This is a genomic window from Maribacter sp., from assembly GCF_039974175.1.
Lineage (GTDB): Bacteria > Bacteroidota > Bacteroidia > Flavobacteriales > Flavobacteriaceae > Maribacter_C.
The window spans coordinates 1,241,659-1,258,136 of sequence record NZ_JBDWJN010000010.1 but is presented as its reverse complement, the minus strand read 5'-3'; the positions used below and the strand labels follow the sequence as shown (position 1 = coordinate 1,258,136).

At 39.5% G+C, this 16,478-nt stretch carries 17 protein-coding genes; 8 read left to right on the top strand and 9 right to left on the bottom strand.

What is annotated here, in order from left to right:
• Positions 1–35: 35 nt before the first annotated feature.
• From ABJN95_RS14740 to ABJN95_RS14700, 9 genes are all read right to left on the bottom strand, one after another.
• Positions 36–791 (bottom strand): DUF6090 family protein, encoded by a 756-nt coding sequence (locus ABJN95_RS14740; RefSeq protein WP_348371305.1) that lies wholly within the window; start codon positions 789–791, stop codon positions 36–38.
• A gap of 7 nt (positions 792–798) precedes the next feature.
• Complete coding sequence (locus ABJN95_RS14735; RefSeq protein WP_348371304.1) at positions 799–2,820, bottom strand: S9 family peptidase; 2,022 nt, start codon at positions 2,818–2,820, stop codon at positions 799–801.
• Positions 2,821–3,049: 229 nt separating this feature from the next.
• The gene (locus ABJN95_RS14730; RefSeq protein WP_348371302.1) at positions 3,050–4,558 is read right to left on the bottom strand and encodes a serine hydrolase; all 1,509 of its coding nucleotides are present in this window, start codon (positions 4,556–4,558) and stop codon (positions 3,050–3,052) included.
• Between the two features lie 27 nt (positions 4,559–4,585).
• Positions 4,586–5,947, bottom strand: coding sequence for a serine hydrolase domain-containing protein (locus tag ABJN95_RS14725; RefSeq protein WP_348371299.1), 1,362 nt, complete (start codon positions 5,945–5,947; stop codon positions 4,586–4,588).
• Positions 5,948–5,971: 24 nt separating this feature from the next.
• Positions 5,972–7,657, bottom strand: a complete 1,686-nt coding sequence (locus tag ABJN95_RS14720; protein ID WP_348371297.1) for a D-aminoacylase — start codon at positions 7,655–7,657, stop codon at positions 5,972–5,974.
• A gap of 17 nt (positions 7,658–7,674) precedes the next feature.
• Positions 7,675–8,886 carry a DUF3500 domain-containing protein gene (locus ABJN95_RS14715; RefSeq protein WP_348371295.1) on the bottom strand — a complete coding sequence of 404 codons (1,212 nt, stop codon included), beginning with the start codon at positions 8,884–8,886 and terminating at the stop codon, positions 7,675–7,677.
• Positions 8,883–10,055: a P1 family peptidase gene (locus ABJN95_RS14710; RefSeq protein ID WP_348371294.1), complete on the bottom strand. Its 1,173-nt coding sequence runs from the start codon at positions 10,053–10,055 to the stop codon at positions 8,883–8,885. Before ABJN95_RS14710 ends, ABJN95_RS14715 begins: the two co-directional genes overlap by 4 nt.
• Positions 10,056–10,078: 23 nt before the next feature.
• On the bottom strand, positions 10,079–10,798 hold the full coding sequence (locus ABJN95_RS14705; RefSeq protein WP_348371292.1) for a hypothetical protein: 720 nt from the start codon (positions 10,796–10,798) through the stop codon (positions 10,079–10,081).
• Between the two features lie 138 nt (positions 10,799–10,936).
• Positions 10,937–11,713 carry a hypothetical protein gene (locus tag ABJN95_RS14700; RefSeq protein WP_348371291.1) on the bottom strand — a complete coding sequence of 259 codons (777 nt, stop codon included), beginning with the start codon at positions 11,711–11,713 and terminating at the stop codon, positions 10,937–10,939.
• A gap of 409 nt (positions 11,714–12,122) precedes the next feature.
• On the opposite strand from ABJN95_RS14700, the gene ABJN95_RS14695 reads away from it, so the two are divergent.
• The 8 genes from ABJN95_RS14695 (at position 12,123) to ABJN95_RS14660 (ending at position 16,478) form a co-directional block, all read left to right on the top strand.
• Positions 12,123–12,542, top strand: coding sequence for a DUF2141 domain-containing protein (locus ABJN95_RS14695; RefSeq protein ID WP_348371289.1), 420 nt, complete (start codon positions 12,123–12,125; stop codon positions 12,540–12,542).
• Positions 12,543–12,552: 10 nt separating this feature from the next.
• Entirely contained in the window at positions 12,553–13,176 is a 624-nt protein-coding gene (locus ABJN95_RS14690) for a hypothetical protein (RefSeq protein ID WP_348371287.1), read from the top strand.
• Positions 13,176–14,519, top strand: a complete 1,344-nt coding sequence (locus tag ABJN95_RS14685) for a 2TM domain-containing protein (protein ID WP_348371285.1) — start codon at positions 13,176–13,178, stop codon at positions 14,517–14,519. The genes ABJN95_RS14690 and ABJN95_RS14685 overlap by 1 nt, the downstream gene beginning before the upstream one ends.
• Positions 14,520–14,602: 83 nt before the next feature.
• A complete protein-coding gene (locus ABJN95_RS14680) occupies positions 14,603–14,953 on the top strand; it encodes a 2TM domain-containing protein (protein WP_348371284.1) in 351 nt (116 codons plus the stop codon).
• On the top strand, positions 14,953–15,282 hold the full coding sequence (locus tag ABJN95_RS14675) for a 2TM domain-containing protein (RefSeq protein ID WP_348371281.1): 330 nt from the start codon (positions 14,953–14,955) through the stop codon (positions 15,280–15,282). The genes ABJN95_RS14680 and ABJN95_RS14675 overlap by 1 nt, the downstream gene beginning before the upstream one ends.
• A gap of 14 nt (positions 15,283–15,296) precedes the next feature.
• Positions 15,297–15,623 (top strand): 2TM domain-containing protein, encoded by a 327-nt coding sequence (locus tag ABJN95_RS14670; protein WP_348371279.1) that lies wholly within the window; start codon positions 15,297–15,299, stop codon positions 15,621–15,623.
• A gap of 40 nt (positions 15,624–15,663) precedes the next feature.
• Positions 15,664–16,017, top strand: coding sequence for a 2TM domain-containing protein (locus ABJN95_RS14665; protein ID WP_348371278.1), 354 nt, complete (start codon positions 15,664–15,666; stop codon positions 16,015–16,017).
• A gap of 131 nt (positions 16,018–16,148) precedes the next feature.
• A complete protein-coding gene (locus ABJN95_RS14660) occupies positions 16,149–16,478 on the top strand; it encodes a 2TM domain-containing protein (RefSeq protein ID WP_348371276.1) in 330 nt (109 codons plus the stop codon).

The following is a 16,478-nucleotide window of genomic DNA, read 5'->3' as shown; positions in this document are numbered from 1 at the left end:
TAGCAGTCTCTAAAGAATTATTCAAAAACATTTGATCATTCCAAGTTTTTCAATTCTTGTTTTATTTGTTGTTGTATCTCTTGGGCCAGTGTTTTTATCTCTTGCCAACGTTCAATTTGTTCACGGTTACTCCCAAATTTTAGCAGCACCATCTTCCAAAAGTCCTTGTTATTTGCCAGAGCCCCTAAATCGATACTTTCCAAGTTCGAGATGTTTTCAACATGGAGTCCTAAGGTTGAAAAGCCTTCTGGGTTCATGAACAAGGTTTCCACAAATATAGGGGTGATAAGTTCGTCAGTAACTTGACGGGTTGTGCCGTCGTTGTCACTTTCGTTGGCGTTGCGGTAATAATCAAAGATGTTTTGACGTAAACCTTCATTTTGCACATAACTCATTCGACCTGAGGAAACAGCTTCGTCAAAAATACCACTGTTGCTTTTGAAATATTGGTCGAATACAAATTCAAAAGACTGTTGAACAAACGCAGACCTGTCAACACGCTCAGGATGTTCTAACCAATGAACAAGGCTGTCGAGTCTTGCCAACCGCTGGGTAGCTAGGGATGTATTGTTTTCTATTTGCAGAATATCGAGCTGAATTTCATTGGCCAGGTTGCTAAGCAGTGAGACCTCTTGTTTTCTAATTTTCTTAAGTTCACTTCGATTATTGATTTGTAAGGCAATCAAAATCCCGATAACTACTAAGATAATTTCACCTACGGCATACAAGAGGTATTTAGAGAACTTGTTCTCTGATAGTAGTCGTTGCCGGATCTTACGGAAAAACTTCATCGCAGTACTAGTCTTTGTGTTTCTCGAACCATGCCAAAATTCCGGCGATTTTTGCAATCAAATTACTTGGTCTATTGGCGATGCCGTGAGAGGCACCAGGTATACGCACCATTGCCGTTTCCACACCTTCCAATTTCAAGGCGGTATAGAATTGCTCTGATTCTGCAATAGGAGTTCGGTAGTCTTCTTCTCCTGTCAATAGCATCGTAGGTGTAGTGATATTCGCAACATACGATAAAGGAGAGCGCCTAAAGTAATTTTCTGGATCCTCCCAAGGTTTTTTGCCAAACCAATATTTGGAGAAAAATGCGGCTCCGTCGGCGTAAAGTACAAAGCTTGACCAGTTGATTACGGGTTTAGCGACAACTGCTGCTTTAAAACGATCTGTTTTGCCCACGATCCATGCTGTAAGTACACCACCACCACTACCGCCGGTCACAAATAGCTTTTGGCTATCTACAAAGCCCTTGGCAATAACCGTGTCGACACCTGACATTAGATCTTCATAATCATGGTTGGGATAGTCGTGGTGAATTAGGTTTCCAAACTTCTGGCCGTAACTAGTACTGCCTCGCGGGTTTGCGTATAATACTACATAACCAGCTGCTGCATACGCTTGTATTTCTGCAGAATATACTGAACCATAGCTTGCGAATGGTCCGCCATGTATTTCCAAAATAAAGGGGTATTTCTTTGAAGGATCAAAATTAGGTGGGGTAACCACCCATCCTTGAATATCTTCTTGGTCGAAGGAAGACTTCCACCAAAGCTCCTCTACATTGCCCAAACTTTTGGATGAAAAAAGGTCATCATTCACAAAAGTCAAGCGTTTATTACCGCGCCGGTCACTCACGCCTAGGTCAGAAGGATGCTGGGTCGACCCCAGCGTATAGGCTATTTTGTTTGTACTAGAAACGGTATATGCTCCTGCATTATATGGCCTTCCCAGTGACAGACCTCCTACACTTTGTACCTTATTCACAACCTGTCCTGAAAGCGACATAAGAGCAATTTTCGTTTCTCCTTTATCGTCGTACTGAAAATAAAGACCTTTTCCGTCACTGGCCCATTGAATATTTGAGACACTACGATCAAACTTAGCAGATAAGATTTCTGGTGCTCCTCCAGTCAAACTCATTGTATACAGCTCGGTTACTTGATAGCCTTGCAATTTATCATCGAAGCCTGTAAAGGCAATTTTAGTACCGTCAGGAGAAATCTTAGGGGTATCATCTGGACCATAACGACTAGTTAAAGCGGTTACCTTGTTGCTTTCCAAATCAAGAGCATAGATTTCACTATTCATTGGTTCGAAGGCTTCATCAGGATTGAAATTGGCGGAGAAATAGAGTTTCTTACCATTTTTGGCCCAAACCGGAGCACCATGGTCAAAATCGGTAGTTGTTAACTGTTTTGGTGTACCACCGTCTATAGATAGAATAAAAAGTTGCATGTTGCCGCCTTTGATGTACCCTTGTCCATCACCTCTATAATTTAATTTATTGATATAGGTTGGGGGGGTATTCCATTTCGCACCTTCAGGTTTTGCCGGCATGTTTACAATAGATTCCTCTTTTTGAGGTACGAACATGTTAAATGCCAAATAGCGATCATCTTGAGACCAAGTCACCTGAGCTGGAGCCATAGACGTATTGGTCAAAGGGGCTATTTCCTTGGTGTCCACCCACATGAGAAAAAGCTTCATACGATCATCTTGACGATTAGATTTGAAAATTATTTTTTGACCATCATGTGACCATCTTGGATAGATGTCATTTTGGTTTCCCGTTGTTATTGGCCTATTCCGAGAACCATCTGAGTTGATGATCCAGATATTGGAAAGGTTTTTGTCGGTCATAACGTCTTTAAAGTTTCGCACGTATAAAATTGTATTGCCGTCTGGTGAAATTTGAGGGTCAGAGACAAACTCCATATTGAAAATGTCTAACAATTCTAAATTGGATTTCGTTTGACTTTGCGCAAAGGATAACCACCCTAAGAAAAGAATAAGCAATAATTGATTTTTCATAAGTTTTATTCCAGATTTGATTTTAAAATTCGATTTTGGTTAATGATCCAAACGAAGTTCGCACGAATTATGGTTAAGATCGCAAGGTCAACTAATGTTTCTTGTCGGCGAGAGTTTGATGTTCATACAATGCTATTTGAATTATTTTTGGTGACATAAGTTAATTGATTGTTGATAGCCCTACAAATACCATTTTAAAATAGTTCGACTTGGTATGTCGAAGGTCGCATTAATCTACTCTGGTAAATACCTCGCCCATAAAATCAAATTCTTCTACCTCACCATCGGTATTTAGTTCAAAACGTACCATTAATTTTTCGTAAAACCGGGGATCCTTATTTGTAATAAAGGTATCATAATGCCAATGTTCAGTATCGTAAGAAATGAAATCATTAAAGTTAATCTGTAGCACATTGTTCTTTAGAGCCACTTTTGCAGAACCCAGCATGTCGTTAGTATAGGTGCCAGTATAAGATGCTAATGCCAAACTTGTGGTGCTATTTTTTATGCGCTCATCTAATTTTTTTCTTGATTTTTTAATGCTTTCTTCTCTAAAGCCATTATAGAGTTTGTACACTTCGGTATGCCAATCACGACTATCGTCATTAAAACCATAGAGGTCTAAAGCTTTGTACATAATAGCGTGGCGTAGCTCCGCATGGTCTAAGTTAGCAAATACATAGACCGCTATATTTTTATCGTGCATTATTCCAGCAATTGCAACCAGGCCAAAAAGACTGCCAGTATGAAAGTCAAGTTTGTGGCCCTTGTAATCTTGTTGAAACCAACCCAAACCATAGGTGTTCCAGTTGGGTTTGGTTAGGGTGTTGGTAGGATAAATTCCATTGGTGCCTAAAAAAGAATGGGGCTCAAAAATGTATTTGAATGTCTTCGGCTTAAGAAGGGTATCAGCCTGAGATACACCATCATTAACCAAGAAAGTCAAGTATTTTGAAATGTCATTTGCGGTCGAACAAATCATGCCAGCTGGCCCTATCTGATCTGAAAACCCGTAATCGACTTCAACCATTCCATCGTCGTGATCATCTAAATAAGGAGTCACATAATTACCTGCCTTAAAGATGTTCTTGGCCACGGCCTGGGTACGTGTCATTCCCAAAGGATCGAAAACACGCTCTTTTACAAATTCGTTCCAAGGCTTTCCACTTACCTTGGCAATAACTTCACCAGCGACCGCGTACATGATATTTTGATAGGTGAATCCGCCACGGAGCGGATAAGTTGGTTTAGCAAACTGAAATCTTCGAATCGTTTCATGAGTTGAAACACTATCAATAATCCACAATGCATCAGTATTACCAAGACCTAGATTGTGTGTAAATAGATCTTTTATACGGGCATTGGCCGTAGTATAAGAATCTGATAATTTAAAATAGGGGAGATGGTCTACCACTTTATCATCCCAATTCAGCTTGCCATCATCAACCAACATACCCATGGCAATCGCAACAACAGCCTTTGTTGTCGACGCCATATTGAACAGCGTATTACCGTCTACGGCTTCCTTTGTTGCTAAATTTTTTACACCGTACGTTTTTTGAAATGCAACTTGACCATCTTTCACAACTATTGCTGCAAGTCCGGGTACTTTCCAGTCTTTCATGCCTTGAATAATCATGGCATCGAGTTTTTTATTGGAAGGCGGTTGTTGCGCTACCATTCGTAAAGTAAGCAGAAAGGGCAATGCAAAAAGCAAAAAGACTTTTCTATAATTCATTTGAATTGGTTTTAGAATGAGCAGCTGTTAATTCTCTTTTTTTAAAATATAATGCCCGTAAACCTGATCTGTTTTGACTAGTCCATCATTGATAAAAACAGTTGTATTACCATCCATCCAAGTGTGATTTCCTACATAGATGTTTAATGTGTCTTTATTGCCATCTTTGTTGAACTCCACGGTAATAGCATTTGCAATGGCCTTAACTTCAACACTTTGCTTTCGACCTCTGGTCTGACCCGAGTATATTCCTTCAATTTCTTTGGGGTCAAAGTCTAAAGTTGTAGACTCGTATTCTTCCTTTTCCAGTAATTGCCACATGATATGATTTACAAAGAAGGCACCGCCATGAGGACCAGCAGTATTCGTCAAACAGATGATGTATAAGTCTTGCTGAGGAAAGTATTTTGTTTCAGTTAAAAACCCCGGAATACCACCACCATGACTGATCTCCTGATTTCCATAATTATAGAAATTAGACACGCCCATGGCATAGCGTAACGACGTACCGTCATTCAAGGTTTTCGGACTAATTAGCTGCTGATATTCCACCTCACTAAGTAGTTTGCCTTCGTGTAGCGCTGTCATCCAAGTCAATAGATCTTCTGTTGTACTACACAGTGAACCAGCCGCATATGGCCAGTTATGGCTTAGATATTGCTTTTGCTGCAAGCCTTCAGGCGAATAATCATAGCCATATGCCTTGTTTTTAACTACTTTTCTGTTGGAGCAATAATAGGTGTTTTGCATGCCTAAGGGCTGAAAAATGCTTTCTTTCAGAAATTCTTCATACGTCTTTCCGGTTACTTTTTCAATGATTAGTCCCAAGATAAAGTAGGCCGAATTGTTATAAATAAGCGCCTCACCGGGTTCAAACAAAAAATCTTTTGTTTCCAATATCCGCAATAGCGAATCACGAGGCAATTCTTGTGGAACAAGGCTTCCAAATTCCTCAATTTCGGTATAACTGGCGATGCCAGAGGTATGGTTGAGCAATTGGTCAATGGTAATCTTTCTGCCTTTGGTATCAAACTCTAAATATTCCGTAAAGTCATCTTCCAAAGAAAGTTTTTCTGCTGCTACTAATTTCAAAATGGCTGCGCCTGTAAACTGCTTCGTTACCGACCCTATTTCAAAATGTGCGTTTGCTGGCATGGGCACCTCCAATTCTAAACTAGCCTGGCCATACGATTTTTGTAACAAGGTCTTGCCCTTTTGATGCACTAATATGCCCCCGCCGGCTATTTTTGTGCTATCCAAACTAGACTTAAAAAGGGAGTCGGCAAACATTTCCAGCGCAGATACATTTTCCTTCGATGGAGTCTTTTCATTTTTGCAGCTTAGCGCTAGGGTAAGTGTGAGTAAGATTAAAAGTGCAGATTTTCTCATGTTATTTTTTTAATAATGTTTCTACTATTTGGTTTCTTTCCAGCCTGGTCCGCGTACAAATTTTCCGGGTAATGCGCCTGTATGTTCTCCATTTTTCAAGACTTGCTGGCCGTTTACAAAGACGTGTACCATTCCTTCCGCAAATTGATGCGGATCTTCGAACGTGGCCTTGTCAATAATGATGTTGTCATCAAAAATGGCCAAATCTCCATAATTACCTACTGCCAAGGTCCCCCGTTTTTTTAATTTTAGGTTAGCTGCTGGTAGTCCACTTAATTTGTACACCGCCTCTTCCAAACGAATCACTTTTTCTTCGCGAACGTATTTCCCCAATAGACGCGCCACGTTGCCATATGCTCTAGGGTGTGGGCTATAATTTGTGAACGGCTCTACTGGTGCAATCGAAGCTGCATCAGAGCCAAAACTCATATAAGGTAAGGCAATCTGCTTTTTTACATTTTCTTCCGACATGAGAAAGTATACGGTGCCAACCCTGCTGCTATCTTGTACTACTAAATCAATTGCTGTTTCTTCTGCACTCGTACCTCTCATTTGCGCTACTTCACTCAAGGTTTTACCGGTCAGGTATCGTAAGCTGTCGTTTCTAAACCCGTTTAAGATTAATTTATCAGCGCTACCTGCTGCAAAATATAAATTTTCCCAGCCATCTCCCTTTGCTTTCATTTCTTCAATTACTTTTTTTCGAATTGCTGGATCTTGTAAACGTGCTGCCCATTTTCCATAACCACCTTCCTGTACCCATGGGGGCATTGAGGCGTCTAAACCGGTAGCTCCTGCAGTATAAGTATACATATCTGTAGTGATTTCGAGCCCGATGGAACGGGCAGAATCAATTTTAGCGATGGCAGTTTCCCATTTACTCCAGTTGTCTTTACCTCCTGCTTTCAAATGATAAATTTCAGAGCGGATATCAGCCTGTTTCGCAATTTTGATTAATTCGTCAATGGCCTCTAACCAATAGTCGCCTTCGCTACGCATGTGTGAAATGTACATGCCGTTGTATTCAGCGGCAATTTTGCATAGTTCAACAAGTTCATCGGTATCAGCATAAAAAGCAGGTGCATAAATCAGCGACGACCCAATGCCCATGGCACCTTCCTCCATGGCCGTTCTGGCTAGTGCTTTCATGTTTTCCAACTCAGTAGGGGAAGGAGGTCGGTTGGCTTCTCCCAACTCATGAATACGTAAGGTAGTGGCGCCAACAAAAGAAGCTACGTTCGGAGCTACACCCTTCGCTTCCAAAAACTCTAAATACTCCCCTAGGGTGGTCCACTCTATATCGTATTTAAAATCTTTTTGAATTTTAAGTTCTTGCTGTCGCATTTCTTCGTTCAGCGGACCCATAGACCAGCCTTCACCCATTACCTCTAGGGTGACACCTTGACGAATATCGCTTTCAGATTTTCCATCAACTATCAAAGATTCTGTTGCCCAACTAAGCATATTGATAAAGCCGGGAGTGACTGTTAAGCCAGTAGCATCGATTTCTTGAATTCCCTTGGCCTTGTCTAAATCTCCAATAGCTGCGATAGTATCGGCATTAATACCAAGATCACCTACATAAGAGGGTTTTCCTGAACCGTCTACGATTTGCCCATTTTTGATAAGAATGTCAAAAGGTACAGATGAGGAGCATCCCATTTGCATGCTCAAGATTAAAAGTAAGAAGAATCCAAGTACAGTTTTCATATCAGTGCGTTATGGTATTAGTGATGGTGGCTTTTTTCTAAGTGTTGACGCAATAAGTCTTTGCCATAATCATTGCCATTCGGAGTTCTTAAGATGGTATGTATATGATTTCGAATAGGACCTTTAGGGCTATTGGGTACGCCTATAGCCGCTTGATGATCGAATTCAATTAAGACTACCGGACTATGAATGCGGTAGTAAAAAACAGCATCAGGGGTAGTTTCACCCACCCAAGCAAAGTAAGTACGGTTCCAATGGTGCATGATTTCCTCCATTTTAACTTGGTGATGCCCCTCTTTCATATTGTTTATGTATTGGGAAATCAAATGCACTAAGCGTTCTTTTTGCTCCTCCGCTAGCTTTGAAACTTTAAGGCCTTCGTAATTTAAGGTGACATTGTCTTTACTAGCCTCTGCTTTTATGTCGTTGTTATGCTTTGAAGAAGAAATGATGGCTTCTGTTTGTTGTTCTTTGGAAAGCGATTGCATAAAATGCAATCCTAGATTCTGTTCATCTTGGAATAATGTATTGCCATTGTATTTTCCGGAGGTGGTAATAATTGGCTCACCACCCATAAATACGGGAGACATTACTACTTGATCACCTAAAACGAAATAGTTGATAACTAGATGATGACCATCTAATTGCCAACCCCAGGGTTCTGTTGAAGAAGGTGTACCCATTAGAGTGAAAAAGTAAAGCTCTTCATCATACGCCGCATCACCATTATTTAGTTCTTTTAAGGTTTGGTCGGTCTTCATAATATTTTTGCTGAGTTGCAGGCCTTTTGCACTCAATGAAACTCGCATTAGACCAAAAGCAGCTTCCTTTTGAATGTTAGTCATTGCTTTTAGGCTAATCCCTTGCCTCTCATAGATACCATTATCAACATTACACCATTTTCGCCACTCATCATCGTCAATAGCAAATTGTGTCTTTTCTTTTTGCACAGTCGTCAAACTACTTAAAAAAGATGCTGCGGCCTTTTGGATTGGAGCGGTAGAAACTCCAGTCGATTTTAAAGGGAATAACTCCAATTCTTTTCCTTTTTCAGTTTCTATACCTCTAAAGGGTATGGAGAGCGCTTTTGCCTCCATTTCAGCAAAGTATTTGGCAGCACCTGTGAGTTCTTGTTTTCCCTCAGCCTTAGCGTCAACGTTTTTTTGTGCTGGTACTTGTTTACATCCTAGAAGGAGTGGAATTATAAGTAAGCTTAGTATTTTTTTCATTTTATCCTGTTATATTTTTTTAAAACTTTAACTAAGAGTTTATGGGGCAGCGCATGGGCTTTGTTACCATTAATGCCTCCCATGGTTTCAGCGGCTACCATTGCGTTGATGATAGCTTCTTCAACTGCTTGCACTGTAGCCTCAAAAAAAGGTGTAATCAAATCATTGGAGAATGTTTCTACAGTGGTGGTTTCATCTCGATTGAACGCTCCCTCATTTGCCGTGGAAAAAGCGATAAATATATCTCCAGAGCCATTACTTCCTCTTCCCCCTACAATACCGATTCCCAGGGGTATTCGCTGTGCTATTCTTTTTAATTGATGTGGGAGTAAAGGGGCATCGGTAGCTAAGACAACGATGATAGAACCATCTCCCTCTTTTCTCCTAGATTGTGGAGGTGCCTTGTATTCGTAATTTAAGGTGTCTTTAAGTTCTAGACCCACAGGAACTCCTGCAATGGTTAGATTTCTTTTCGATCCAAAATTTGATTGTACAATAGCCCCAACAGTATACTTGGAATCTTTAATAGATATTATTCTTGAAGATGTTCCCGTACCACCTTTAAATCCTAGGCACATCATTCCTGTTCCACCCCCAACGTTGCCCTCGGCTATTTTTCCTCCAGATGTGTTTTGTATGGCTTCTAAAACATGTTCTTCCTTTACATGAAAACCATAGATGTCATTAAGAAAACCATCATAAGTTTCTGCCACAACAGGATAGGTATACCACCAATCTTCGCCCTTGTACCAGTCTGTATCGACATACCATTTTAAAACGGCATCTCTAACTACGCCTACACTGTTAGTGTTCGTAATCATTATAGGGGTTTCCAAGAAACCCGACTCGGTGACCCAGGTAGTACCGGTCATTTCTCCGTTACCGTTCAAGCTATACCAGTTTGCATAAACCGGACTGAATTTTTTGTCCTTGCCTCTAGGAAATATTGCGGTCACTCCAGTTCGTATTGGGCCTTTACCAACTGTATTCTCACCCGCTCCAGAAATGATAGTACTGTAGCCCACTTCAACGCCTTCAACATCGGTAATCGCATTAAATTGACCTGTTGTACCGGCAAAGGGAATACCTAAGTCACGTGCGCGCGGTTTTTGGGAATAGGCGGAACAGTATAATATGCATAGCAGTGCAAGGGTAAAAACGTTTTTCATGGGAGAAGTATTCATCGTATGTTTTATGTTAAGGGCAAATCTGCAAACCACGCTGCAAAGGCTTGCCAGCCCGGTACACGAATCTGAAATATCAAAACCGAATGTACAAATAGGTATAGCCCCAATGTCAATGGAAATACCCAGCGGCCTACTTTTTGTTTCCGCTCATACACTATTAGCCCAATAAGGAGAGCATATACCGTTAGTATAGTACCCATATATCCTTCAGGAGCAAAGCCTGCATCGGGGAAAAACAAGTACAAAATGAGACGCACCAAGGCAGGTTCTATAAGTACAATGCCCGCCACAATCATTCCTCTGGCATGAATGGCCATAGCTTTGCGGTATCTGATGGCAATACCATAACCAACCGCAAAAATCAGAAGGTCTTTGAAAGGTATCCAGAGCTCAAGACCCACATTTTCTTTAGGACCTTTTAGCGTACTGTGGGCCAATAAGATTATGGATATAAAAATAAGTGGAACAACGAAATACGATAGCTTTCCGATTTTTCGATGCAATTCAAACTTTTTTTGACGAATTAGAATGGGCTGGGCAATGAGCATTGCAATCCATAGAACTGCAAAAAAAACATGAAAGTGAAAGTAAAAGCTAAAGTCAGCGGTGCCGTCAAAGAATTTTGCGAAGTAAGAGGGCCAAAAGCCAGCAATGGCCAGGGCGAGTAGGCCTAAAAAATAATAGCCAGAAGAATCAAAGGGTAGAGCGCGTTTGGATGGTTTCATATATGGTTTCTAAGGTGGGGGAGGGTTTAAAGTTAAAAGAATATTGTAGTTAGTAGACTTTTCTCTGAAAAAAACAAAACCCAGAATTTGTGCTGGGTTTTGTAAAAGGGTCATATTGTGCTGGTTATTTGCCTTAACTTATTGTCTCTCCGCTGCCAAAATTTTGCCATCTGTTCCACTAAGATCTGCCCTAAAAGTCCAAAGTTCGGTCATATCTGCATTAGTAACCTCACTAAATGTTTCAAGAAACTTGGTAAAAGAACCTTCCCCATGCACTTCTTCAAAGTATTGTGGAAATTTGTCGTCCTCATTCATCACACTCATGCTATCAAAGAATTCGACCCATCCAAAGTCACGTTGAAATTTACGGTCATCATTTACAGGCATGGAATTGTGATAGATGCCAAATATTTTTTCAGGCATTTTTTCTGCATATACTTTTCTTACCTTCTCGAGTTCAGCCATGAATTCCATATTCTTGAACCGTTTGACGTCGATCATAAAAACAGACATGTTTTTTATCGTAAAGTCTTTTGAAAAATTAGAATTGGCAAGGTCTGCTCTAAAGAAAAAAGCTTCATCGTTGCCTTTGGTAAATGGAGCTATATTTTTATTCCAATCTCCATCGTGTTCTGCACCTGCAGGATGGTCGGCATCCATCGCGGCCCAGGGCATTGGACCAGCACTCCAGATATACTTTCCGGAATTTTTTCCGTTGGCAATCCAATAAACATTGGCTTGTTGTGCTTCTTGAGAATGAAATTTCTTATTATGGGCAGATAGTCCAGCCTCAAATTCAACTATTTTATCAGGTTTGGGCGTCAGCATAACTTGACTAAAAACTAGATCTGGAGTTTCCTGTGCAAAGAGCGCAAAGGGTAGACAAAATAAAATACTTAATACTACTTTTTTCATAATGGTGCTATTTAATTGGTTAATAGACAGGTTGGTTGGTAACGAACAATAGCTGGGGAGGAAATACCATTGCAAGTAACTTAAGTGGGTGAATAAAGCGATGTGATCAGAAGGAAACTGCCTATCGATGTAGCTTGATGAGTGAAAATCGGTTGGTCTAATCTTGCGGTAATGTAGTGATTATTTTTATAATTTAACATTTGACTGTTAAAATGTTATGAAATTTATTCTTATCTAATAATGTGGAAAAATCTGACTTTGTGTGCTTTCAGAGTCAAGGCTTGCTTGATTTACAATTCATCCCCACTATTCAACAGTTCGGTCTTTCTTTTTTCTTTTTAAGTAGCTACCGTTTCAAATTTGCCCTGTAATCAGTGACCCATCTACTGGGGAACAAAAAATAGAAATCATGATTCATTTGGCACGTATGCTATTATTTTTATTGGTAACTGTGGTTACTCAGGCTCAAGAACAATCAAATAAGATTGAAGTTGAAATCCACAACATCGCCGGTTCAGAGGGTCAAATGCTTATTGGACTCTACAATTCTGAAGCCAATTGGTTAAAGAAAATCTATAAGCCAGGTACCGCTAAGATTAGTGATGGCAAAAGCGCTTTTGTGTTTACTAATATTCCAGATGGAGTCTATGCGGTTTCGGTTTTTCATGATGAAAATAATGATGGAAAGTTGGATACCAATTTTTTTGGTATTCCCTCAGAAGATACGGGTAGCTCAAATGATGCCCCAGCCAGATTTGGTCCACCAAAATGGAAGGATGCCAAATTCGAGCTAAAAGGAAAAAACATAAAACAAATCATAAACTTATAAACTTGCAAGCATGAAAAAAGTTATCGCTATTGCCGTATTTCTAGTATCAACTATCACTTTTGCCCAAGACCAATATTCAAAAGGAATGCAAAAGGCATTTCAATTATGGGGTGAAGGAAAATCAACAGAAGCCTCCAATATGTTTGAGCGTATCGCTTCCGCTGAAATGGACAATTGGCTTCCCCACTACTATGTTGCTCAAGTAAATACGGTAGCTTCCTTCGGAGAGAAGGACAAAGCAAAATTAACCCAACAACTTGAAAAGGCACAGGAGTTTGTAGATATTGCCAAGGCCATTTCACCCGATAACCCTGAGATATTAGTACAACAAGCAATGATCTATACAGCCTGGATAGCTTTTGACGGTGCTACCTATGGCATGACCCTTTCTGGGAAGGTGGTTGCTGCATACGATAAGGCAGCTCAGATAGATCCGAAAAACCCCAGGGTAGTGTTCTCAAAAGCAGAATGGGATATGGGCTCGGCACAGTACTTTGGTCAAGATACAGCGCCCTTTTGCAAAGATGTAGAACGTTCCCTAGAACTTTTTACTAACTTTAAACCTGAATCTGATTTTCATCCGAATTGGGGGCAAGATAGGGCGGAAATGACAGCTAAAAAATGCAACGAATAATGACGACAAATAGTTTTTTAAAAGAACTGCTCAGAGCATTCATAATTGGTACGTTAATCTTTTTAGGTTTTTTGTCGTACTATTATTTTACAGATTATGTACGGTTTGAGAACATGGTTGACGATATCTGGCTAGAGTATTTCTCCAACCTGGTGTTTTCTTCCATATTATACATGGTCAATATGGCCTGGTTCCTCTTTCTTCTTAAAAAGTGGGACAACTTTCTGTACACCGTGCAACGCATGTCGATTGCCCTTCTCGGTAACGTGGTGATGACCTGTATCGGTATTTTTGTTGCCACATTTATTGTCTTAATTGGGTTTCATGACAGGTCGATTCAGCAAGCGCTAACGTCACAATCAATTGATAATTACTTTCAGTCGGTGTTCATCGCTTTAGTCATTGCTTCAATTTTCTACATTGTCTGGTACTATAAATACCGACAAGAAAATAAGGTAAAAGAACAGAAGATAATTGCGGGTACTGCATCAGCAAAGTTTGATGCGTTAAAAAACCAACTCGATCCCCATTTTTTATTCAATAGTCTTAATGTACTTACAAGTCTGATAGAGGAGGATCCGTATCAAGCCCAAAAATTTACAACTTCGCTATCTAAAGTGTACCGTTATGTTTTAGAGCAGAAAAACAAAGACTTGGTTACAGTTGATGAGGAATTGCAGTTTGCTCGTACCTATGTGCGACTATTAAAAATGCGTTTTGAAGATAGTATTGTTTTTGATATTCCAGAAAAAAGTTTAAACCCTGAAGCGAAGATTATTCCTTTATCACTTCAGTTATTGCTTGAAAATGCTGTAAAACACAATGTGGTTACCTCAGAACGGCCACTGCATATCAAGGTTATCGAAAAAGATGGAATGCTGCAGGTATCTAATAACCTTCAAGAAAAACAGGTAGTGAAGAAGAGTAGTGGAGTCGGTCTTACAAACATACAGCAACGCTACGCTATATTAACCGATAGAAGGGTGCAGATTGAGAAAGCCGCATCAGACTTTAGTGTACGACTACCTATGCTGACGAAACAGGTTTCGAAAGTGGAAACCCAAGAAGTATATATAGAGGATAAAAGATATGAGAAGGCCAAAGAGCGGGTTGAAAACATCAAAGGCTTCTATGGAAATCTTACGTCTTACATTATTGTAATACCTATTTTAGTTTTTATCAATTACAATACAACAAGTTTTCCTTGGGCTATTTTTCCAGCTCTGGGTTGGGGTTTCGGCTTAACCGTTCATGGCTTAGAGGCTTTTGGTTACAATCCGTTTTATGGAAAAAAATGGGAAGAACGCAAAATGCGTGAGTTTATGGAGGATGAGAATTTCTAACACGATTCGTCCCCAAAAAACAACAATTCAGAAAGTATCTTTTAGTAAAACCCTTCTAATTATAGAAATTTGATACAAGTAAAATGGCAAACCTTAAAAAGAAAAATCAGATGGAATTTTTGGAAATAAAAGAATCAAGAAACACAAGCGATGTAAAGTACCAGAGGGCTAAGGCGCGCATTGCCGAGATGAAGAAATTTTATAGCAGCTTAATGTCTTATGCGTTATTTATGGCCTTCTTAGCTGCATTAAATTATTATACCAATGGATGGAATTATATGTGGTTCTTATGGGCTGTTTTCGGTTGGGGTATAGGATTGGTTTTCAAAGCAATTAAAGTTTTTGGGTTGAATCCTTTTTTCGGAAGAGGCTGGGAAGAAAGAAAAATTCAAGAATTCATGGAGGAAGATGAACAACAAAACAGATGGAACTAATGGATTATAACAATTTTGATAAGAAAGAAAGGGCCAAAAAGCGAGTCGAAGAATTAAAAGGCTTTTATATACATTTTATGGTGTATATATTGGTTAACATAATGATAAGCACAGTTATCATCGTAAGTCGTATATACAATGGAGATAGTTTTTTTGAAGCCATTTGGGACTTTGGAACGGTATCAACATGGATTTTTTGGGGAATAGGCGTGTTTTTCCATGCACTCAAGGTATTTTCTTATAATCCCTTTTTTAACAAAAACTGGGAAGAGCGGCAGATAAAAAAATATATGGAAGAAGAGAAGAAGCAGGCTGAAAAGTATAAATAACTAAAACGATCATCATGAGCTCAAAAAATAAAAAACCTTTGTCGTCCTATGAAAGAGCGCAGAAGAAGGTTAAAGATATCAAAGGGTTTTACGTGCACCTGGCAGTGTACGTGATAGTAATTCTGGTTGTGCTATTCACAAGAGGTAGATTTATGTCTATAGAGCATACCATATTTCAAGATTCAGACTTTTTAAATTGGATTGATTGGAATGTTTTCGGAACGCCAATTGTTTGGGGAATTTTCCTTGTTTTTCACGCAGTCAATGTGTTTGGTAAAAACCCTTTTCTTGGTAAAGCTTGGGAAGAGCGACAGATTCGGAAATACATAGAGAAAGATTAGCCGCAATCTTCTAGCTACACATAACCTAATCGAATTCATCATGAAATCAAAAAACAAAAAACCATCAAACTCTTATGAAAGAGCGCGCAAAAGAGTAGATGATATTAAAGGGTTTTATGGGCACCTTACGGCTTATATCATTGTGAATGTAATACTGCTTTTAGCCCGTGGAAAAATCCATTTTACACTATTGAGCGAAGGAGCCTTAGGAGATCCTGAATTTTTAAACTGGTTGGATTGGAATGTTTTTGGAACACCTATTATTTGGGGAATTGCATTGATAATACATGCGGTAAGCGTATTTGTTAAAAACCCCTTCTTAGGAAAAGCTTGGGAGGAACGTCAGATTCAAAAGTACATCAATAGCCATAGTCAGAAAAACAATAAGTCATGACTAGGCGGGTAGCAATTTGACTTTTCACCGCCCAATCGTATTTTGTTTGAATGATGATTTGTAAACAAAGCAAATACCCGAATAGGTGCACGAAGACCAAAGGAATCTGAAAAAATAGGAATAATTAGATTATGGAAAATAGAAAACATACTAAGCTGCAACAAGCGAAACAAAAAGTACAGCGATTAAAAAGCTTTTACAATCATTTAGCTGTCTTTATTCTTATCAATGGTGCGCTATTGCTATTGAAAAATAAAACGATGATGGCTATTTTTGGTAAAGAGGCATTGGGTGATTCTAGACTTATGCATTGGGTTGATATCAATGTTTATATTTGGCTTGGAGTTCTAGTGATTCATGCTATTGTTGTTTTTGGTGATCTTCACGATTTAATAAAAAAATGGGAGGACCGTCAAGTGGAAAAAATCATGCAGAAGGATGCAGCAAGGAAATATGAATAA